Below are 21242 nucleotides of genomic sequence, written 5' to 3'. Positions count from 1 at the left end.
GGCGGCCCAAAAAGGCCGCCACGCCGCGCCAATTGCCCTCTATTATTACCGCACCTCGATGTCCAGAGTCTGGAAGCTGTCCGCAACATGGCGACCCACCAGCAGGCGGAAGCTTCCACGCTCGAACTGCCAGCCGCCGTCGTAATGCGCAAAAGCCTTTGCCGGGATGCGGACTTCAACGCTGTCAGTCCCCGCCGGAGCAAGGTGCGTTCCGGCGTAGCCGGCCAACCAACGGACCGGTCGTTCCACCGCGGAACCGGTGCGCTCAAGGTAGACCTGAACCACTTCACGTCCCGTACGCGTTCCGGTGTTCTTCACCGGGACGTGCACAACCACGTCGTTGCCGGCCGTGACCGACTGTGGTGCGTGGGCGGTGCCGAACTCGAAGGTCGTGTACCCGAGCCCGAAGCCGAAAGGCAGCGCCGGAGCAGGGCCCCCTTCGCCTTGCTGCTTGAGCCACGCCCGGTAGCCCACATGAATTCCCTCGGAGTAGACCACCTTGCCGTCCACGGGAGTGGTGTTCAGGACCGGAACATCCTCTAGGGCTGCCGGCCACGTGGTGGGGAGCCGACCGCCAGGTTCCTCTGCGCCCAGCAGGATGTCTGCAATCGCGTTGCCGAACTCCTGGCCACCGAACCAGCCCAGCAGCACCGCGTTGACGTTCTTGAGCCACGGCATCACCACAGGTGAACCCGAATTCACCACCACCACAGTGCGTGGGTTGGCGGCGGCGACGGCTTGTACGAGTTCGTTCTGGAACCCCGGAAGGTCCAGGTCCTTTCGGTCAAAGCCCTCGGATTCGATGGCCGCATTGGTTCCGACGACCACCACAGCTACATCTGAAGCCCGGGCGGCTTCCACCGCGGCGTCGATTTCCGCCTGAGGATCCGCCACCACGGTTTCTTCGCCCAGCAGGATTGCCGTGAACGGGATGATCTGTTCCTTGGGCAGGCGGTATTCGGCTTCGATACGCACCAGCTGGCCGGCTGCGGTCTCAACTGCGTGAACAGTCTTGGGCGGATCGAAAAGCGCGGCACCCAGGACATCGGTGTCGTCCTGGATTTCGTCGTTGAAGACTTCGGCTCCATCCAATGAGAGGCGGATGTGCCCTACTGTGCCCACTCCGAGGTGGTGGACACCTGCGGAATCGGCCGTCCAGTCGGTCTCCATCCGGATGATCGCGGCGCCTTCCGGGATGCCGATGCCGAACCAGATCAAGTGTGACGCCAGGCGGTCTTCGCCCGAGAGCTCCGTGCCGTCTTCTGCGAGGAACGTCACGCGGATCCCAGGGACATTGGAGACCGGATTGTGCAGTGAAGTCCGGGGGAACGCCTGAAGGCCCTCGGCCACCTTCGCGCCGCGCGCATAGGTGACTTTGACGTCGTCGGGCAGTGCTTTGCGCAGCCCCTCCAAGGGCGAGACGGTGTACTTGGGCATCACCGTGGCGCTCCCGCCGCCTTGGGTGCGGGCCTCTTCAGCGTTATGGCCTATCACGGCCACGCTCTTGAGCGTCGCGGCATCCAACGGAAGGATGCTTCCCTCGTTACGGACCAGCACTGCGCCACGGACGGCAACTTCACGCGCGACGGCGGCCCCGTCCAGTTTGGCGGGGAGCCCGGTGACAGCGGGTTCGAAGCCTTCGAGTGAGCCGACGCGGGCAGCGAGTCGCAGGATGCGGGTAACCTTTTCCAGAATGGCCTCGCGGCTGACGCGGCCATCCTCGACGGCGGCCAGAAGTTTGGGGCCCCAGTGGCCTACCGGCCCGGGCATTTCCAGATCCTGGTGCGCGTTTGCGGCATCAACGGAACGCACTCCCGTCCAGTCGGAAACCACCACCCCGTCGAAGCCCCATTCTGTGGAGAGCGGGGTTTCCAACAGCTTGTTTTCGCTCGCCGTGGTGCCGTTGATGGAGTTGTAGGAGCTCATGACCAGCCAGGCCCGGGCCTCCGTGATGGCGTCTTCGAACGCTGCCAGATAAAGCTCGCGCAACGGGCGCTCGTCCACCACGGAATCTGCGGTGAATCGCTCCGTCTCGGCCTCGTTGGCCAGGTAGTGCTTGGGGGTCGCCCCTACACCCATGGACTGCACGCCGGCAACGTATCCGGCGGCCATGGTTGCCGTCAGCCGCGGGTCCTCGCTCATGCACTCGAAATGACGTCCACCAAGGGGCGAACGGTGAAGGTTGATGGTTGGGCCGAGCACGGCGTGGACGCCCTTGCGGCGGGCCTCCTGCCCGAGAACCTGTCCGTAGCGACGTGCGGTTTCCACGCTCCATGTCGCGGACAGGGCGGACGACGACGGGAGGGAGATTGAGTCGTGGCGCTCGTCGAAGTCTTCGCCGCGGACGCCTGCCGGACCATCGGACATGACGATGCGGCTGAGGCCGATTTCCGGGATGGCGTGGGTGGACCAGACGTCCGCTCCCGTCAGCAGTTGGATCTGCTGCTCCAGGGAGAGGCTCTGTGCGAGTTCCCGGATGCGCTCTTCGGCGTCCGGCGATCCGGTCTGCGGGGCCGTGACAGCGGCCGACAATGTGGGGTTCATTTTATTTGACTCCTTTGATACGGGTTACGAGGACGGCACCGACGATGCCGATCACAGCGCCACCGAGGAACAATGCGGGGTAACCCCCAATGGCAATGACAGGGAAGGCAACGGCGGGTACGAGCGACTGCGGGAGGGCCTGTGCGATGTTGAAGACACCGAAGGTCTTGGCGTTCTCGGTCTGGCTGCCGGGGAGCAGGTCGGCGATGAGGGCGACGTCCACTGCGCTGAAGACTCCGAGCCCGAGGCCCAGGATGGCTTGGCCTGCCAGGACCTGACCGGTGTCGGTGCTGGTAGCGATGACGATCAGCCCCACCATCATCACCAGGGCGGAGATGATCACCATGCCCTTGCGCTTGCCGACGCGGTCGCTGATCCAACCGCCTGCGAGGCTGGTGATGACAGTGCCGGCAGAGCTCACCAGTGTCGCTTGGAACACGAGGCTGGTGACCTGGGATTCTGCAACGTGGAGGTGGTCCGCGAAGAAGTACGGCAAGTACAGGAGCCCTGCGCAGTAGCCCATGTAGACCATGAACTTGGTGAGCCAGGCCCAGCCAAGGCCCGGGTAGGTGCGCGGGTTGAAGTAGAACGAACCCAGGATCTCTTTGAGGTTCAGTGGCGCCGGCTTCTCGGTGAGGACGCGGTCCTTGAACGTGAAGGCGAAAGCGATTGCGACGGCGGTTCCCACGACGCCGGGGACCACGGCCATCTGCAAGGCGTTGTCGAACATTTGCGCGAAGAACGCAGCGGCCACGAGCCCGATTGGCAAGGTCATGCCGATCAGCCCGGAGAGGCGCCCGCGCTCGGAGGGGGCTGCTTGGTCGGGGAGCGTGGCTACGAGGGCGGCCAGTGCCGCGTTGAAGCCCAGCTGTGCTAAGACCCAGGCGATGAGGACCGTGCCGACATCTGCGGCCGACCCCAGCAGGAAGAGTGATGCCAGCCCGAGCAGTGAGCCGCCGACGATCCAGGGCTTGCGCATTCCGAAGCGGGAGGTTGTGCGGTCGCTCAGGCGTCCGAAGAGCGGGTTGGCCAGCAGGGCTATCGTGGCGCCGACGCCTGCCACCACGCTCAGTGCTCCGGCGCGGGTGTCCGGGGTGGTGATTTCCGAGACCTTGATGGCCAAAACCACCAGCGCGGGGGCCAGCACGGCCATCCAAAGACCTGCGCTGGCGATTGGCATGCCGATGACGTAGGCGCGGGGAGCGCGGGCCGCTTCGACGACTGCGGCTTCGGTGCCGGCCGCCGGCGCCTGTTGTTTGAGGTTGAGGGCCACATTGCCTCCTGATGAACGGGTGACCCACCGTTGGGTCTCGAGAAAGACTTTAGCGACAAAAATCGAGTGTGACTAGATTTTTGAGAGATAAATCTAGGATGACTCGATTTTTGATGCGTGAAATAGACTGACTCAATGTCAACTTCCAAGGCCCGCGGGCAATACGCGAAGGGTGCGGAACGCCGCGAACAGATCATCCAAACGGCGACGGACGTCTTTGCGACCGAAGGTTTCGAAGGGACTGCTCTTAAGCGCGTGGCGGAACTCGTGGGGGTCAAGGAAGCCACCCTCTTCCACTACTTCAAGGGCAAGCAGGAACTCCTCACTGCAGTCCTGGCGGAGCGTGACCGGCGGTCCATGTCAGTGGTCGGGCAAGAGGAAGCGGGGCTTGGCCTCATGGCGCCGATCGCCGAGCGGAACCGGCACGAGCCAGGGCTGACCACCCTGTACGCTGTCGCGTCGGCCACAGCCAATGATCCCGGACATGACTCCCACGGCTACTTCAAAGAGCGTTACGAGGACTTGGTGCAAGGCCTTACTGAAGACATCGCCCGCCGGCAGCAAGCCGGTGAAGTCCGGAGCGACGTTGACGCGGTCCTTCTCTCCAGGTTGGTTGTCGCGGCGTTCGATGGCCTGCAGTTGCAGTGGCTCTATGACAAAGACGTGGACATGGCTGATGGGCTCAGGCAGCTTATTGACGTCCTGCTGGCGCCGGTGCAGCGCGGCAAAGGTGAACGCGGCAACGGCTAACGCAAGGAAGGACCGGGGCGTCAGTGTACCGGATCGAAGGCGAGGGCGGCCGCGACCGGAACATTTCGCGGCGGATCCTCCGGCAGGTCAGGGCTGGCCCCGAGTCGCCGTATGATCTCCGGGGCCATCATTTCCTGCCATCGCAACTGCTTTTCGTAGTGCCTGGCGCGCAATGACGGCGTGTCCCCGGGAGCATCCGCAGATCCGGCTTGCGTTCAGCCGCTCGGCTGCGCCCTCCTCAGCGGCGGCTCACGCGTGGCAACAACGCGAACGCGCTCTCGGCAATCCGGGTCAAGCGGTCGGGACTGTGGCCGTACGCACCGACGACATCTGTCCCGCGGATCACGGTTAGCACGAGGAATGCCAGATCTTCAGCATCGGCATCCGGGTCGATGTCTCCGTTGCGCTGCGCCGCGCGCACACACTCGGCCACCGCCGTCACGAGCATAGAGAAACATTCGGCAGCAATGCGCTGCACCTCGGCGTCTGAGGCGCCGATCTCCAGAGCCATCTTGCCCGCGAAGCACGCAGCCGCCGCCCGGTCGGAAGCTGGGGGCACATCGTCGGCTAGAGGCACCCCGTGGACGGCGCGGAGCAGGTAGCTGTGGAGCCGTTCGAGTGCGCCCTCGTCCGGGCCGGCGAGAACCTTCGCCGGAACGTTTCCCAACCGGTTGAAGTATCCGGCCATCGCTTGCACCAGCACACCGTGTTTACCGTCGAAAGCGGCATAGAGACTGCCGCGGCCCAGCCCGGTGGCTGCGCTGATGTCGTCCACGCTCGTGCCGTTGTAGCCCGACTCGCGAAATTGCCGCTCGGCGGCATGGAGAACGTGGTCGCGGTCGAAGGTTCGTGGTCTCGCCATACATACAAGATAGAGCCGAAAGGTCGTAATTGACAAATCAGTACAGAACCACCTAGCGTTGTTGACTGTTCAGTACACAAATGTCTGACTCCCCATATCTGGCGCGGCGAAGTCACGCCTATAGCCGAAGGAACCAACATGCAGACAGCTTCCCCGGTGGCCCTCGTGACGGGCGCTTCCTCAGGAATCGGGCGGGCAGCAGCTCGCGCCCTCGTAGACGCCGGCTTCTCAGTGGTCGGTACGAGCCGCAACGCCGCGAACGCCCGCCCGCTTGCCGGGGTGTCGTTCCTCGATCTCGATGTAGCCAGCGACGAATCGGTCCATTCCCTGGTCGAGAAGGTGATCGAGCGGTTTGGTCGGATCGACGTCCTGGTCAACAACGCAGGCGTGGGCGCAGTCGGCGCCGGCGAGGAAAGCTCGATCAACCAGACCAAGGAGGTCTTCGACATCAACGTCTTCGGCTTGATGCGGATGACAAACGCCGTGCTGCCCCACATGCGGGCCAAGGGCAGTGGCCGTGTGGTCAACGTCTCCTCGGTACTCGGTCTGATCCCAGCCCCCTTCATGGCCATCTATGCCGCCACCAAGCATGCAGTCGAGGGCTACTCGGAGTCCGTCGACCACGAGCTTCGCGAGCACGGCGTCCGGGTGCTGCTGGTCGAGCCGGCCTTTACAAGCACGGGTTTCGAGGCGAGCAGCCTGGCACCGGACTCACCCTTGCCGGTCTACTCCGCACAGCGGGAGGTCTCCCGAGACGTACTGGCCACCGCCTTACGTACCGCCGATGACCCCGATGTTGTCGCAAAAGTGATCGTCGCTGCCGCCACGGACTCCAAGCCCACACCCAGGTACACCGCCGGCTCGATGGCCGGACGCGTCAGCGTCCTGCGCCGGTTCGTGCCCTCGCGCACCTTCGACAAACAGATCCGCAAGCTCAACCAACTGGCCGGCTGACGCCGAGGCCAGCACCAGCATCTCTCGTCCGCCCAACCTCGAAACAGGCTCAACACGCATGGACTTCGAACACGTCACTTTCGACTTGCCGCATGGCACTTTTCACGCTCTGCAGGGCGGTGACCCCACAGGTCAACCAACGATCTTCCTGCACGGATTCCCGGACCACCCGCCAACGGCGAAGGCGTTCCTCGCCGAACTCGGCCGCCAGGGTCGCTACGTCCTCGCGCCCTGGCTTCGCGGTTACGCCCCGTCCCCGACCGCGGGTCCATTCGATTTCGCATCCCTCACCGGCGACGTGGTCGCGCTGATCGAGCAGTGGTCTCCCCAGCGCCAGGTGGACCTCATTGGCCACGACTGGGGCGCCTTCATCACGTACGACACCACCGTCACCGCGCCGGAGCGCATCAAACGCGCAGTCACGCTCGCTATCCCCCACCCCCTCACATTCATCGGCCGGCCCCGCCCCGCCCAACTCCGCCGGAGCTGGTACATGGCCTTCTTCCAGCTTCCCGGAAGCGGCATGATCGCCCGAGCCCGCGACTTCGCCCTCATCGACCGCCTCTGGCGTCAATGGTCACCAAACCTGACCCTCGACCCGGCTCTCCAAGCGGAGCTACACGAGCACCTCGGAGCGAGCTTTCCCGCGCCCCTCAAGTACTACCGGGAGATGACCCGCCTGGGCATGCTGAAGGCTGCACGCCGCCTCTCCCACCCCATCACGGTGCCCCTGCTGCACATCCACGGCGCAGACGACGACTGCATCCTCCCCCCGAACGTCGACGACCGGCATCGATACGCCGCACCGCACGTGCGCGACATCGTCCCCAACCTCGGCCACTTCCTGCACATCGAAGCCCCCGAAGCGATCGCGGAACGGATCACGACATGGGTGGCAAGTGGCTCACCTGACCCTCGCCGCGAAACCAACCCAATGGCCGTCCAGAACCCGAAAGGCTGACCAAACCATGACTGAGACGACTCCTCCATTCACGAGTGACGAACTGGCCGAAGGCACTATCGACACGGTGGTGATCGGAGGCGGCGCCGCAGGACTGAACGGCGCTCTGATCCTCGCCCGCTCCCGCCGCTCGGTCGTCGTGATCGACAGCGGCTACCCCCGCAACGCGCCAGCCGAAGCCGTGCACGGCCTCCTCGCCCTGGACAGCACCCCGCCGTCCGAGATCCTTCGACGAGGACTTGAGCACGTGCGCCACTACGGCGGACGCATCGTCCTCGGCACGGTAGTCTCGGCCGAGCCTGCCGCCCCCTCAGCTGACGGGGATTTGCGGTTCACCATCACCCTCGCCGACGGCCGCAGCATCACCGCCCGCCGCATCCTCGTGGCCACCGGCCTCACCGACGTTCTGCCGGACGTGCCCGGGCTCGCCGAGCACTGGGGGCACAGCGTGCTGCACTGCCCGTACTGCCACGGCTGGGAGGTCCGCGACGAACCCATCGGTATCCTCGCCACCGGCCCGGTCTCCATCGCCCACGCGTATCTGTACCGTCAGCTGACCGCGGACCTGACCTACTTCACGCACGGCACCGACCTGGACGAGGACAACCGCGCCCGCTTCGCCGCCCGCGGCATCCGCGTCATCGACACCCCGGTCACCGAGATCGTCAACGACGACGACGGCGCCCTCGCCGGCGTGCGCCTCACCGACGGCCAGGTCATTGCCCGCCGCGTCATCGCAGTCCTCGCGCAGCTGCAGATCCGCGCCCAAGGCCTGGAAGGTCTGCACCTGCCCGTGCAGGACCTGCCGAACAAGGGCCGCAGTTTCGCCTCCGGCACGGCCGGCATCACCGAAGTGCCGGGTGTGTGGGTGGCCGGCAACGCCACCGATCTGACCGCCCAGGTCGGGGCCTCCGCCGCGGCCGGCGCACTGGCCGGGGCCGACATCAACAGGATGCTGGCCATAGCGGATACCGACGCGGCACTGCACGCGGCTGGACCGATTCCGACACCCTATGTCTGAACGCGCCGGCGTCGAAACCCACCATTGATCTGGAACACGTCGCCCGACCGGAGATCGCCACGCCGACCTGGATCCGCGCGTACTCCAGCCCCTTCCCGACCCGGCGCAGTCCCGCGGTGTCATCGCGTTTCCCCGGCAGGGCCCTCAGCCCGGTCTTCCGCCGATGGACGCAATCGACGCCAGCGCGCACCTGAACCCATCCTCTGACTACAACTCACCCAACCTGATGGAGAACACACAAATGACGGAACGCAATCCCATTCTGATCACCGGCGCCGGCGGACAGGTCGGCGGCGTGAGCAGGTTGATGGTCGACATGCTGCTCGAACAGGGCCACCCGGTGCGCGCGTTCGTGCGACGGGACGACCAACGGGCCCAGTCGCTGCGCGAGGCCGGGGCCGACGTCTTCGTCGGCGACCTGCTCAAACCCGCGGACGTGGCCGCAGCGCTGAAGGGTGTCAAGCGCATTTACTTCAGCATGACCCCGCAGCCAAACTACGCTGACGCCCTCACTTTGATGGCCGCGGCGGCGCGAGCCCAGGGCAACATCGAGGCCTTCGTGCACTTGTCCAACTACGAGCAGTCATACATGACGCTCGAGAAGATGACCGCACCGGAAGAGGAGCGGCGTTCCTGGCTCGGCGGACTGGTCACGGACTGGTCACCGCAGCAGCGGGCGCACTGGATCTGCGAGCGGGTGCTGGAATGGTCCGGCCTCCCGACCATCAACGTGCGCTCGACCCTGTTCGCCGAGAACCCCCATCTGACCTGGATGCTGCTGGGCCCGCTGAGCAAGGGTGAGCTGCGCCTGCCCTTCGGCAACCAGCGGCTCGCACCCATTGCCGTTCACGACTTGGCAGAGGTGTCCGTGAAGATGCTGCTCGACCCCGCACCGCACATCTCGAAGTCCTACGAACTCACCGGCCCGGAGCTGAAGGACATGCACGGTTTCGCTGAGGACTACGCAGCCGCGCTGGGACGCCAGATCGTCTACATCCCTGAGGAGCTGGAGGCTTGGAATGAGGCCTTCATGGACGAGACCGTCCTGCAGGAGTCCCTGGGCGATCCGGCTACGGCCCGGCACGTGGCTGAGCACCTGGGGATCCAGACCCGGCTGATCGCCAGCGGTCGATACGACGTCCTCTCCGACCAGCTGGAAACCCTGCTCGGGCGCCCACCGCGGACCCTGCGATGGGCACTGCAGAACAACACCAACCTGCGCCAGCTGGCGTCTGTCCCGAGCCACTGAGCGCCCAATCCCATGGACAAGAACATGACAAAACGACAGCGGGCCCTGGTGGTCGGCCTCGGGATCAGCGGGACCGCCTCCGCGCTGCGACTTCATCGCGCGGGCTGGGACGTGGTGGTGCTGGAGAAGGCCCCCGAGCGGCGCCGCGGCGGATACTTCATCGCCCTGTTCGGAACCGGGCTCGCCGCCGCCGAACGACTGGGCATCGCCGATGCCGTGCCGAATCGCGTCGCTCCGGAAGCCGTGAGCTACGAAGTCGACCGCACGGACCGGCGCCGCCGCGGTCTAAGCTACGCCGACGTGTTCGGTGGATCTCGACTCGTATTGCGGGGCGACATTGAAGACGCGGCCTTCACCGCCCTGCCCGACGAAGTGGAGATCCGGTACTCGACCGTGCCGATCGCGCTGGACCAGTACATCGACGGGGTGGATGTAGAGATCCGCAACCTGACGACGGAGACGACGATCGTCGAACGGTTCGACCTGGTGGTGGGGGCAGACGGACTGCGCTCGACGGTGCGCCGGCTTGCGTTCGAACCCGAGCAGAGCCCGATCCGTCCACTGAACTACATGATCGCCGCGTACAGCCTGCCCGAGGCGGTACCCGGCTACCGTCAACAAGACGGACTGATCCTGGCCGAGCAGGGTCGATCAGCGTGGGTGTTCCCGTTCGCTGACCGCCCGCCGACGGTGCTGCTCTCCTACCGCACCGACGACGTGGACGCCGAGTTCACCCGGCCAGCCATCGACTCGCTGCGCGCCGCTTACGGCCCCGAGCCCACCGGCTCCACGCTCGGTTGGCTGCTCGACCAGTTCGAGAAGGCCCCCGATCACCTGTTCGACTCCGCCGAGCAGGTGCACCTCGACCACTGGCACCGCGGCCGAGTCGTGCTCGTCGGCGACGCCGCGTGGTGCCTGACCGTTTACTCCGGCATGGGGGCATCCACCGGCCTGGCCGGGGCCGACCTGCTCGGCACCATGCTCGAACGCCACCCGCACGACGTGCCACGGGCCCTTCAGGACTGGGAGGACCACCTGCGCCCGTTCGTCGACCACCACCTCGGCAGCGGTGTGAGCATGCGCAGCTTCTTCACCCCAGGCAACCGCGCCGAATTGCTGCTTCGGTCCGCGATGATCCGCCTCGCCCGCCTGCCGATCGCCGGCCGGCTGCTCGCCAAGATAAGGACCAACAGCGCGGGCGTACGGATGAAAAGTCTGGATATCGCCGCCGCTGCAGCGTAACTGGAGTTCCTCGAATACGAGCGGGAGAACGAGGTCGTGATTGTGGTTGCTGCCGCGCCGTCTGGTCGCCGCTTCGGCAATCCCGTGTGGTTATATCGTCGAGCCGTCAGGCAGGACCACCTAGAGAGACATATGCCCGCCAACAGCACTTGTTGATCACGGGCATACTGCCACCCAAAGAAGGCTCCGTCCCAAGTGGGGACGGAGCCTTCTCAGAAGAGCCGGTCGCTGACCGGTAAAGTGGCGGCCCTAGCGCCCTGTGCCGCCGTAAACGGTAGCTTCGGCATCGCCGTCGAGCTCGAAAGCGGCGTGGATGGCGCGGACGGCGTCGTCCAGCTTGTCAGCGCTGGTGACTACGGAGATGCGGATTTCCGAGGTGGAGATCATGTCGATGTTGATGCCGGCGTCGGAGAGGGCCTTGAAGAACGTGGCCGAAACGCCGGGGTGTGAACGCATTCCCGCGCCGATCAGGGACAGCTTGCCAACGTGCTCGTTGTACTCGATGCTCTCGAAGCCGATTTGGCCTTCAGCTGCACGAAGGGCGGCCAGGGCGTCGGCGCCTTCGACGATTGGGAGCGTGAACGAGATATCAGTGCGGCCCGTGCCGTGGGTGGACACGTTCTGCACGATCATGTCGATGTTCGAGTGCGCGTCCGCGATCACCTGGAAGATCGCAGCGGCCTTGCCCGGAATGTCCGGCACGCCTACAACGGTGACCTTGGCTTCGGACCGGTCGTGTGCAACGCCGGAGATGATTGGCTGCTCCAAGGCAACTCCCTCTTGAATCGTGAACTTTTCATCGGCGCCCGGGATGACCCACGTGCCTTCGTGCTGGCTGAATGACGAACGGACGTGCAGCGGCACGCCGAAACGGCGGGCGTACTCCACGCACCGCAGGTGCAGGATCTTGGCGCCGGAAGCAGCAAGTTCCAGCATTTCCTCGCTGGAGATGCGGTCGATCTTCTGGGCCGATGACACAACACGGGGATCGGCCGTGTAGATGCCGTCCACGTCGGTGTAAATTTCGCACACATCGGCTTCGAGCGCTGCAGCCAAGGCAACAGCCGTCGTGTCCGAGCCGCCACGACCCAGCGTTGTGATCTCGTTGGTGCTGCGGCTCATGCCCTGGAAGCCCGCCACGATCGCAATGTGTCCTTTGTCCAGGGCGGTGCGGATGCGGTGCGGGTCCACATCAATAATCCGGGCCTTGCCGTGGATGCCGTCGGTAATCATGCCTGCCTGGGAGCCCGTGAAGGACTGGGCGGAGGCGCCAAACTTGTTGATGGCCATGGCAAGCAGTGCCATGGAAATTCGCTCTCCGGCGGAAAGGAGCATGTCCATTTCGCGGGCAGGAGCGGAGTCCGTGACCTGGCCCGCGAGGTCCAGGAGTTCATCTGTGGTGTCTCCCATGGCGGAAACAACAACCACAACCTCGTTGCCGGCCTTCTGCGCATCCACAACACGCTGAGCGACCCGCTTGATGCCATCAGCATCGGCAACCGAGGAACCGCCGAACTTCTGAACGATCAGCTGCTTGGTAATGGCAGCTCCGTCGGAGAGCTCTTCGATCTTCACTTCGGTAGTGGGCATAGTCATGCGCGCACCCTCACTGCATCAATAGGGTTCGAACGAGGCATGCCAAATTCGAAATTGGGACACGCCTGCGTAGCTTATTCGGCCAGTTTATCGCCGTGTTGTGTCCCCGCAGGAATTGTGACCACATGGCGGCCACGCAGTCAGTTTCGGCAGCAGGCCCCCGGGCGTACGATCCCTCTTATGAGCATTGCGTGGTGCCATGGCCAGGGTTCCTGAGCCACCGGACGATCCCGGGCCGGCGCGCAGCGAATCGGAATACGAAGTGATCGGCGGCGGCGTTATCGACGACCGGTTTCCGCGGCGTGACGGAACCGCGGGGAGTGAACACAGGCTGGACCACCAACCTGGGATCGCCGACATTCTTGGAGCCGCTGTGCGGGAGGCCTGGGATGACTGCCGCATGTCCTTGCAATCCTGGTGGTTCTGGTTGGCCTGCGCGTCCGGGCTCCTGCTGGCCTGGGCGACGGCCGCAGCTGTGGTGGCCTTCGGCGAAGCCAATGGATGGTTTGAATCCAGCCTCCCAAGCGCCACGTACATACTGATGGCCGGATTGATGGCAGTCGTTTCTGCTGTCCTCGGGGCAGTATGGGGCTTCCATCAAAAGGCTCGAACATTCCTTGGCGGGCTGTTCGCCGGAGTCTTCCGCGGGGCGGTCTTCGCGGTGCCGTCCGGCATCCTGCTGCTCACGGTGGGCACGGCCGTTGGCGGGCCGATCGCCTTGGCGGGTGCCGGCGTCGTGGTTGTTGTCCTTGAGATTGTGTTGTTTGGACTCATAGGCGCAGGTGCCCGCGCCTGCTCGGGCCGAACGGCGGCAGGTGTTGCCTTGGCTGCGGCGCTGGTGGCGTTCCTGTGCCTGGGCAATGTAGCGGCTACCATCGCGTTGATTCCATGGACGACTGTGATGGACCAGGCGTCGGTGCCCGTCAACGTGGAGCGGGACGACACCGGACGGATCACAGCATACGAGTGTGTTGGGCGTCTCCGGCCCGTGGAAGTGGCGCATACAGAGCGGGTGGCTTGGCTGGCAGCGTCCAATCCGATCCTGCTCTTCGGTAGCGTCGCCGCGGAGGCGCTCCCCAAGGAGCATGAACTGGCATGGGTGTTGTCCGGCTTGCAGTGGGCCGCCGATGGACCGGGCCGTGATTTTCCCTGTATCGGAGGGGAATCGAGTGATCAGCTGGCACCTTCGGTGCCCGTCGCCCTCACTGGCCTCGTGATTCAGGCAGTGGTTGCTGCCTTGGTGCTCTTGCCGGGACGCTGGTTGTCCACGCGCCGCCTTACGTCAGCGCGTTCCGGCGGCCCTCAAACGCCCGGCCAAGCGTGACTTCGTCGGCGTACTCAAGGTCCCCACCCACTGGCAGGCCGGAAGCCAACCGCGTGACGGTGATCCCGATCGATTTGAGCATGCGGGCCAAATAGGTAGCAGTGGCCTCACCCTCAAGGTTGGGATCCGTAGCGATGATGATTTCCTGGATGGCGCCGTCGTTGAGGCGTGTGAGGAGCTCGCGGATCCGCAACTGCTCCGGGCCAATGCCCGCGATGGGATTGATAGCTCCACCCAGCACGTGATACCGGCCACGGAACGAACGGGTGCGCTCCACAGCAAGAACGTCCTTGGACTCCTCAACCACGCAAATGACCGACGGATCCCGCCTCGGATCGCGACAGATGTTGCACATTTCCTGCTCGGTGACGTTGCCACACACCGTGCAGAACTTAACCCGTTCCTTCACCGTGGTGATGGCCGTAACGAGCCGCTTCATGTCCTCGGGATCGGCCTCAAGGATGTGGAACGCCAGGCGCTGTGCCGATTTCGGGCCCACACCGGGAAGCCGGCCGAGCTCGTCAATCAGCTCTTGAACTGCACCTTCGTACAAAATGTCCTCGTTTGTTTGGTATCGATGCTGTCATCAGCGGGGTTGCAGGGGAGAACCGTCCAAGGCGCGCTCTTCGATCAGCTTTCCGCCCAGAATACGCTCCACGGCAGCACGCCCAAAGACCCTCGATTCCTCGATGGTTTCGTCCTCCGGGCTGGGGATATCCTCCGGCGCCAACTCCGGCCTGGCTTGGGTCCGCACGGGCGCCTGCACCCGTCCGGCTTGGGCTTCGGGACTATTGGTCAAGCGCTGGTACAGGCTCTGACGAGCCGAAGGACCGCTCGACGGCGCGCCCTCCTCAAGCGTCGCGACGGAGCCGCCCGCATGCTGGGTTTCCGTGGCTGTGGTGGGCCACGCAGCAGGCGCCGGGGCGGACGCCTGGACTGGCATGGTGCCGGGCCAACCCGACGCCGGAGAGACGTCCCATCCCGACGCGCCGTTTTGCCCGCCGCTGGTCGGGTGGCCGTAGCTCGGGGCTGCCGAGGCTGCCGCCTCCGCCGGTGTTTCAAGGGCTGTGCCGCCGTTCGTCGGGACCTGCGCCGCCGCCGGTTCGTAGTCGCGGACCTTCGACACGTCAGTATCAGCCTCGATGGGAGTCTGTTGCTTGGCACCCACATTGGATTCGGTGCCCACCACCCATGTACCCGGCGCTTGTTCCACTGCCCTGGACCAAGGGTCGACGGAACCCACCGTTTCTGAGGATTTAGGAGCTGTGTTGGCGGCCGATCGAGGGGCTTCCTGCGCAGGTGTTGGCTGCGATGGCGCTGACGGAATCCCCCGTGCAGGGGAAGCTGGTGCCTGCGAAGCAGGTGTCGGTGACGCCGGTGCCGGAGGGGTGTCCGGACCGGAAAAGGCGCGGGACGGTTCCCAATCCATCGGAGGTTCTTCGTCCAACGGCGGCGCATCTTCGTCGAGGGGAGGCCCCCAATCATCGTCGGCGTAGGAGTAGTCCCCAGCCGGCGCCGTGGGTTCTGCGGGAGCCGCGGGCGCCGTGGGTTCGGGTGGAGCCGCCGGCGACGCCGGTGTCGTCGGTTCTGCGGGAGCCGGGGCATCCGCAATTGGCGCTGCTGCCTCCGGCCTGGCCGGAGCCGGCGCCGCTGCCACGGGGGCAGCCGGTGCCAAGCCCCAGGCAGAGTCGACCGATGAAACTGCGCTAGGCACCTGCGCTGGTACCCGTTCCTGGGATGGCACTGGTACCTGGACTGCTACTGGATCCGGGGCTGCCGACGGCGATGCGGCGCCAGGCGAAGCCGGAACCTCCCGGCTAGTAGGTGCTTTTGGGTTTGGCTCAGAGCTCGCTGAGCTGTTGTCGCCAGCCACTGCGACGATCTGGCAGTCGATGCCGATGGTCTTGTGGATTGCCTGGCGAAGGTTCTCGGAGTGATCTGCGCGCCCAAAGGCCCCAGCGAGCCCAGCGGTGGTGAAGGCGAGTGTCAGCACCTGGCCATCGAACTGGGCCACCTGGGCATTCGGTTCCACCAAGGCCCACGTGCTGCGCTTGATCTTGGTCAGGGTCTGCAGGACCTCCGGCCAAGCGCGACGGAGGGCTTCGACGTCTCCGCCAGCGGCAGGAGCCGGCTGTGATGTCGGGGCCGGCTGGGAAGCGGGTGCGGTCTGCGGGGCGGGTGCACTTTGCGGAGCCGGTTGTACGGCGGGAGGGCCCGTGGCAGCGGCTGGCTTCGTCGAGGGAGCATTCTGGACGGGACGCTGTGTAGGCGTCGGCTCGTCCACCGGCCAGTCGTTCGTTGAAACGCGCGGAGCGGAGAGTGGCTCCCGCGACACAGGCGTTGACGACGTTTCCTGCACAGGTGCAGGTGCGGGTGCCTGAACTGGTGCGGGCGGCTGAACTGGTACGGTAACGGGCGCCTGTGGAGGGGCAGCCTGGGCAACTGACGCAGCCGCCGGTGAAGAAGCCGTGGCGGAAGGCGCGCCAGAAGCGGCAGCCGGGATCCCGGCGTCGCCGGCGTAATTCAGGCGACGCTCCACGCGATCGATCCGGGCTGCAATGCCGCGTTCTGTCTGCTCGGAGCTGGGCAGCAGGATGCGCGCACAGAGAAGTTCCAAGTGCAGCCGCGGGGAGGTGGCTCCGGTCATTTCCGTGAGCGCTGTGTTGGTGACATCCGCCGCGCGGGAGAGCTCCGCGGCACCCAGGTTGGTAGCTTGGTTGCGCATCCGGGCAATCTGGTCCTCGGGCACGCCGCGGAGGATGGCCTGTGCGCTTTCGGGCATTGCCTGGACGATGATGAGGTCCCGGAAGCGTTCCAGGAGGTCTTCCACGAAGCGCCGGGGATCGTGCCCGGTCTGGATGACGCGGTCGACGGCGCGGAAGACCGTTGAGGCATCAGCGGCTGCGACGGCGTCCACGACGTCGTCCAGCAAGGAAGCGTGCGTGTAGCCGAGAAGCGCAACGGCGAGTTCGTAGTCCAGGCCGTTGGGTCCGGCGCCCGCCATGAGCTGGTCCAGCACGGACAAGGTATCGCGGACGGAACCGCCGCCGGCACGGATGACGAGCGAAAGCACGCCTGGAGCCACGGGAACGTTCTCCTGGTGGCACAGCAGCTCAAGGTACTTGATGAGAGGCTCGGGCGGCACCAGCCGGAAGGGGTAGTGGTGCGTGCGGGAACGGATGGTGCCGATGACTTTATCCGGCTCCGTAGTGGCAAAGATGAACTTGATGTGTTCCGGCGGCTCTTCGACGATCTTCAGGAGCGCATTGAAGCCAGCCGACGTGACCATGTGGGCTTCGTCGATGATGAAGATCTTGTAGCGGTCCCGCACCGGGGCGAACGTTGCGCGCTCGCGGAGATCTCGGGCGTCGTCCACGCCACCATGGCTGGCGGCGTCGATCTCGATGACGTCCAGTGAGCCGGAGCCGCCGCGCGCGAGCTCGATACAACTGGGGCACTTGCCGCAAGGCGTGTCAGTGGGGCCTTCGGCGCAGTTCAGGCAGCGTGCAAGGATGCGCGCGGACGTGGTCTTGCCGCAGCCGCGGGGGCCGGAGAAGAGGTAGGCGTGGTTCACGCGGTTCTTCCGCAGGGCCGTCATCAGGGGCTCGGTGACGTGTTCCTGCCCGATAACGTCCGCGAAAGAGTCCGGGCGATACCTTCGATACAGGGCAGTTGTAACAGTCACAAGTGAAACCTACCTATAGGGACTGACATTTTAAATAAGAGACCCCTCATGCACCCGCCAGAGCCCATCTACCCTTGCTACCTTCCGGTCCTGGGGGAGTTCAACAGGATGACGCCACATGAGGGGCCGTCGACAAGCTTACCTGAACTTGGTTATTGGTTCGAATCGGCGCAGGGGGCTGTGGAAAACGCTCGACGGCGGGTGGCTCCCGCCCGATTCCGGCGGGAGTTAAGGCAGGTAGTCAGGCGCGTCCTCCAGCCCGAAATATCGCTCCAGCGTGGTAATTCCCTTGGATTTCATGTCTGTGGCGATCGCCACGCCGACGAACCGCAGATGCCACGGCTCATATTCATAGCCTGTGATGTCCTGCGCCCCGGCCGGGTACCTGATGATGAACCCGTATTTCCAGCCGTCCGTGGCCGCGAAACGACCCACCGGTGTATCGGCGAAGCAAGCTTGCAGAGCACATATGCCGCTGGCGTTTCCGATGTCCATGGCCAGGCCGGTCTGGTGTTCGCTGTAGCCGGCGCGTGCAGCCAAGGTATCTGCGGTCTCCTGGCCGTATTGCGCGACGTAGTCGGCATAGAGACTCTGTTGTTGCGAGTAAGAGCGGTATCCGCTGGTGGCCCGGATGTTGACCCCTGACGCTTTGGCTGCCTTCACGAACGAGTTGTATGCGGTTGCAGCCTCCGGGCGCAGCCGTTCAGTTGAAACCCGCGTAAGTGACGACGGGACATAGCTCGGCGGATTCAGCATCCGGTGTTTGTTAACCACAACCTGCAGACTGTTGGCCGAGTCGATGTCGTATTGGACCGCGACGGCAGCCTGCGGGGACAGGAGCCCCAAGGACAGCAGTGTCGCAGCGATCCCCAACCAGAATTGACGCAGCTTCATGTGGTCCTCCAAGTCATGTGCGTCCGGTCAAGTGTGTCCAGCGATGGGGTGACTGTACTCCCGGTCCGGAGGTCCGACAATCTTGACTTTCAAGTCCTGTCAGCTCTTCAATCCAAGGACGGTTCTTCAGTCCAAAAGTGGTTCCCCGGGATTTAAGAATGGTCCGCTGCGGCGCCGGACATCGAAGACTTCCCACGCCTGGGGTATCAGATCGAACGCTACGTCGCACATGCGCCGGAGTTGTTCCATTCCTTCGGCCTGGAACGCATCGTCTTCGGCGAGGCTGCTTGCGACGTCGTAACCGCTTCTTTCGGCGGTTGTCCACTCCAGCCCGTGGGAGTAGCCGCTACAGAACTGCCAGGCATAGATCAGCCCGGGAGGCAGGCTGCTGCTCGAACGCAACTCCTTGAGGATCGCTGTCTCCGTACGGTTCTTGGTGGCATACCCCCAGCTTCCATCGCCTTTCCGCCGAAACATTGGGGGCAGCCGCAAGGCTTCAGCCGATGAGTTCAGCGCCCGGCGGAGGCCGTCAAAGTAATCCGCCGCGACCTCGTGCCGTTCCGGATGGAACTCCCGAAGGTAGGAGTCCCAGAACGCGGCGGCGTTGAACACTTCCCGGGACACGAGTACCAGGCCCCGCCGCGCGCGTTCATCGGAGCTTTCCGGCAGAAGCGCCCACAGCACTGTGGCAGTGCACTCCATGATGGTGCGTACCAATGCGTACGGTGCATGGGTCTGGGTGCGGAAATAGATGTTTCCGTCGGGCGCCTCGATGAACAAGAGGCGGCGGAGCGCCTGCAGATTATCCATGGCGGCCACGAGGGACTGGGTCAGCAGGTGGCTGACGCTGCGGGAGGAACTGAAAAGGTCATCCAACTGGTGAAGGGGCGAACCGTTCTCGACGCCGCCAACGTCCATTCTTCGATCGCAGAGCGGCTCCAAGGCCTGGAGGCGTTCAAAGATTCTTTCCGCGGCCCGGCTTTCTTCGTCTGACCCGTCCAGCGAACCGGCAGAGTCGGGAGGTATTTGCCTATCGTCCACGGAGCGATCCTAGCTCTCCGGCAGATGCGGCGGGGAAGGTCGCCACCCGTTCACGGGCCACGTCATGAAAGCCGGCTCCTCGTAGGGGTGGGCCGCTCGCAGAGCCAGCACGACGGCGTCGAGCACGTCCTCCTCAACCACGCACTCAACCCGCGTTTCCGGCACTTGCTCGCTGGTTCCGACGTCGCCGATGAACGGCTGGGCGCCCGGCAGGGGAGTGAAATGGCCAGTGCCCGGCGAGGTGAACGAGCAATGCGAGTAGTCGCCGATCCGTCCTGCACCAGCGTCCCCGATTGCCTTCAGGACGGCGGGAGTGTGGGTCTCGGGAACGTAAACAACTAGGGCGTGGAGCTGCGTCATGGGAACATCCTGTCAGTAACAACGGCTACAAAGCGGCCCACACCATTGCATATCTGCGGGTCACAGCGGACCATGGGTATGTACACCGATTGGGGCAATCTCAAGATTGTGAGCTGCGGGGCCTGGGGGCGAGGGGCCGGACCCGGCAGCTCAACGGTGATACCGCAAGAATGGGCGCGTTGGGGGCGTCCATTTTTCCGTTAAGGCGAACAATGCTTTTTGGACGTGCGGCGAGGGCGAAATCGTCCGATTACACGATGCCGAAATTCTCAGGTACAGTAGTATCTGCTTTCGATTCGGAAGCAAGGAGAATTCGCCTAGCGGCCTATGGCGCACGCCTGGAACGCGTGTTGGGTTAACGCCCTCGGGGGTTCAAATCCCCCATTCTCCGCGTTTGGCCCCGGTCCCCAGGACCGGGGCCTTTTGCGTTCCCGGAATCCGGCCCTCCTGGGAGTGGGCTGCGCTACTGTTGCCCAGCGGCCACCCGCTCCAGTACTTCGCGGCATGCAAGAATCGCGGGATGGATCCGCCCGGCCGTCCTGGTGGACGTGAAGACGGTCCGCTGTGGCAGGCCAGGGAGGTCCAGTAGTTGGACGGGGCGGGTCCGACCTGTCCAGACGAGGTCCGGCATGAGGGCAACGGCGTTTCCCGATTCAATGAGGCGGATCTGCGCTTGGAGGTCGGCCGTTTCGTATCGGACGTCCGGTTCGAAGCCGGCGGACCGGCAGGCCTGTTCGGCCCAGTGCCGGGAGGCGGCGCCGCGGGGCTCCATGACCCAGGGCATGTCAGCGGTGTCGGCCAGTGAGGTCACACGTTCCCCGCCCAGTCCTACCGGGGGAGTGGCCAGCCGGATGGCGTCGCTGGTCAGCGTTGCCCGGTCCAGCCCAGGATGATGGGGCGCGGCGTGTCCGGGATATTGCTCCGCGACCACGATGTCGAAGTCGCGCGCCCAGGTTTCATAGAGGGCCGTCTCGGGTTCGCGCTGGGTCATTTCGACGCGCACTTCCGGATACTCCTGGCGCATGATGCTGAGGAAGTCAGGCAGCAACGCGAGTGCAGCCGACTGGAACACGGCCAGCCGGACGGTTCCCGTGACTGTGGACAGGGAGGCCGCGAGCTCGGTTTCCGCCCGTTCCAGTGTCTCCAGGAGGGCGGCGGTGTGGGCAACCAGGATCTCCGCCTGAGGTGTCAGCTGCACCCGGCGGCCGGCCTTGCGGAGCAGTTCGACGCCCGCTTCCTTCTCCAGCAGGGTCAGTTGCTGGGACACGGAAGAGGGACTGTACTGCATGGCATCGGCCACCTCGGCGAGCGTTCCGCGGATCTTCAATTCGTGCAGCAAACGCAGCCTGCGGACGTCCAGCAAGGCGGCCTCCAAAGGATCGGAATGGGTAATGAATATTCGTCAGAAAAGATCGCTTTTCCTAACGTGATTGTAGATCCATACTGATGGAAACAAACAAACTTCTCCGTCCCAGAAGGAGCCCCA

17 protein-coding genes, 1 tRNA gene and 1 other RNA gene are annotated in these 21242 nt (G+C 64.6%); 8 read left to right on the top strand and 11 right to left on the bottom strand.

Annotated elements, in window-relative coordinates:
* Positions 1-45: 45 nt before the first annotated feature.
* Both AC6I97_RS21455 and AC6I97_RS21450 read right to left on the bottom strand, forming a co-directional pair.
* Positions 46-2544, bottom strand: coding sequence for a beta-glucosidase family protein (locus AC6I97_RS21455; protein WP_497946715.1), 2499 nt, complete (start codon positions 2542-2544; stop codon positions 46-48).
* Position 2545: 1 nt separating this feature from the next.
* Positions 2546-3817, bottom strand: a complete 1272-nt coding sequence (locus AC6I97_RS21450) for an MFS transporter (protein ID WP_497946714.1) — start codon at positions 3815-3817, stop codon at positions 2546-2548.
* Positions 3818-3952: 135 nt separating this feature from the next.
* On the opposite strand from AC6I97_RS21450, the gene AC6I97_RS21445 reads away from it, so the two are divergent.
* On the top strand, positions 3953-4567 hold the full coding sequence (locus AC6I97_RS21445; RefSeq protein ID WP_497946713.1) for a TetR/AcrR family transcriptional regulator: 615 nt from the start codon (positions 3953-3955) through the stop codon (positions 4565-4567).
* Positions 4568-4805: 238 nt separating this feature from the next.
* Here AC6I97_RS21445 and AC6I97_RS21440 read toward each other — a convergent pair whose 3' ends face one another.
* Positions 4806-5429: a TetR/AcrR family transcriptional regulator gene (locus AC6I97_RS21440; protein WP_497946712.1), complete on the bottom strand. Its 624-nt coding sequence runs from the start codon at positions 5427-5429 to the stop codon at positions 4806-4808.
* Between the two features lie 138 nt (positions 5430-5567).
* On the opposite strand from AC6I97_RS21440, the gene AC6I97_RS21435 reads away from it, so the two are divergent.
* From AC6I97_RS21435 to AC6I97_RS21415, 5 genes are all read left to right on the top strand, one after another.
* Positions 5568-6383, top strand: a complete 816-nt coding sequence (locus AC6I97_RS21435) for an oxidoreductase (protein ID WP_497946711.1) — start codon at positions 5568-5570, stop codon at positions 6381-6383.
* Positions 6384-6441: 58 nt separating this feature from the next.
* Complete coding sequence (locus tag AC6I97_RS21430; protein ID WP_497946710.1) at positions 6442-7344, top strand: alpha/beta fold hydrolase; 903 nt, start codon at positions 6442-6444, stop codon at positions 7342-7344.
* Positions 7345-7351: 7 nt separating this feature from the next.
* Positions 7352-8365 carry an NAD(P)/FAD-dependent oxidoreductase gene (locus AC6I97_RS21425; protein WP_497946709.1) on the top strand — a complete coding sequence of 338 codons (1014 nt, stop codon included), beginning with the start codon at positions 7352-7354 and terminating at the stop codon, positions 8363-8365.
* Between the two features lie 163 nt (positions 8366-8528).
* Positions 8529-9614 (top strand): NAD(P)H-binding protein, encoded by a 1086-nt coding sequence (locus AC6I97_RS21420; protein ID WP_497946708.1) that lies wholly within the window; start codon positions 8529-8531, stop codon positions 9612-9614.
* A gap of 12 nt (positions 9615-9626) precedes the next feature.
* Positions 9627-10856, top strand: coding sequence for an FAD-dependent monooxygenase (locus tag AC6I97_RS21415; protein ID WP_497946707.1), 1230 nt, complete (start codon positions 9627-9629; stop codon positions 10854-10856).
* Between the two features lie 249 nt (positions 10857-11105).
* Here AC6I97_RS21415 and AC6I97_RS21410 read toward each other — a convergent pair whose 3' ends face one another.
* Entirely contained in the window at positions 11106-12452 is a 1347-nt protein-coding gene (locus tag AC6I97_RS21410; protein WP_223935722.1) for an aspartate kinase, read from the bottom strand.
* Between the two features lie 199 nt (positions 12453-12651).
* On the opposite strand from AC6I97_RS21410, the gene AC6I97_RS21405 reads away from it, so the two are divergent.
* The gene (locus tag AC6I97_RS21405) at positions 12652-13776 is read left to right on the top strand and encodes a hypothetical protein (RefSeq protein WP_224166331.1); all 1125 of its coding nucleotides are present in this window, start codon (positions 12652-12654) and stop codon (positions 13774-13776) included.
* Here the strand turns inward: AC6I97_RS21405 and recR are convergent.
* The 6 genes from recR to AC6I97_RS21375 all read right to left on the bottom strand — a co-directional run bounded on the left by recR (position 13730) and on the right by AC6I97_RS21375 (position 19756).
* Complete coding sequence (gene recR / locus AC6I97_RS21400; protein WP_216921891.1) at positions 13730-14329, bottom strand: recombination mediator RecR; 600 nt, start codon at positions 14327-14329, stop codon at positions 13730-13732. The genes AC6I97_RS21405 and recR overlap by 47 nt on opposite strands.
* Before the next feature lie 33 nt (positions 14330-14362).
* Positions 14363-17461 carry a DNA polymerase III subunit gamma and tau gene (locus tag AC6I97_RS21395; RefSeq protein ID WP_497946706.1) on the bottom strand — a complete coding sequence of 1033 codons (3099 nt, stop codon included), beginning with the start codon at positions 17459-17461 and terminating at the stop codon, positions 14363-14365.
* 34 nt (positions 17462-17495) lie between these two features.
* Positions 17496-17592, bottom strand: an RNA gene (ffs, locus tag AC6I97_RS21390) — signal recognition particle sRNA small type.
* Between the two features lie 97 nt (positions 17593-17689).
* Entirely contained in the window at positions 17690-18355 is a 666-nt protein-coding gene (locus AC6I97_RS21385; RefSeq protein ID WP_497946705.1) for a M15 family metallopeptidase, read from the bottom strand.
* A 126-nt stretch (positions 18356-18481) separates the two neighbouring features.
* The gene (locus AC6I97_RS21380; RefSeq protein ID WP_309930173.1) at positions 18482-19396 is read right to left on the bottom strand and encodes a hypothetical protein; all 915 of its coding nucleotides are present in this window, start codon (positions 19394-19396) and stop codon (positions 18482-18484) included.
* A gap of 9 nt (positions 19397-19405) precedes the next feature.
* Complete coding sequence (locus AC6I97_RS21375) at positions 19406-19756, bottom strand: YqfO family protein (protein ID WP_309930175.1); 351 nt, start codon at positions 19754-19756, stop codon at positions 19406-19408.
* Between the two features lie 306 nt (positions 19757-20062).
* On the opposite strand from AC6I97_RS21375, the gene AC6I97_RS21370 reads away from it, so the two are divergent.
* Positions 20063-20147, top strand: a tRNA-Ser gene (locus AC6I97_RS21370).
* Between the two features lie 72 nt (positions 20148-20219).
* Here AC6I97_RS21370 and AC6I97_RS21365 read toward each other — a convergent pair.
* Positions 20220-21119: a LysR substrate-binding domain-containing protein gene (locus tag AC6I97_RS21365; RefSeq protein WP_497946704.1), complete on the bottom strand. Its 900-nt coding sequence runs from the start codon at positions 21117-21119 to the stop codon at positions 20220-20222.
* Positions 21120-21242 lie beyond the last annotated feature (123 nt).

It is taken from the genome of Arthrobacter sp. TmtSoilC48, from assembly GCF_059739425.1.
This window is presented reverse-complemented; position numbering and strand designations above follow the sequence as displayed.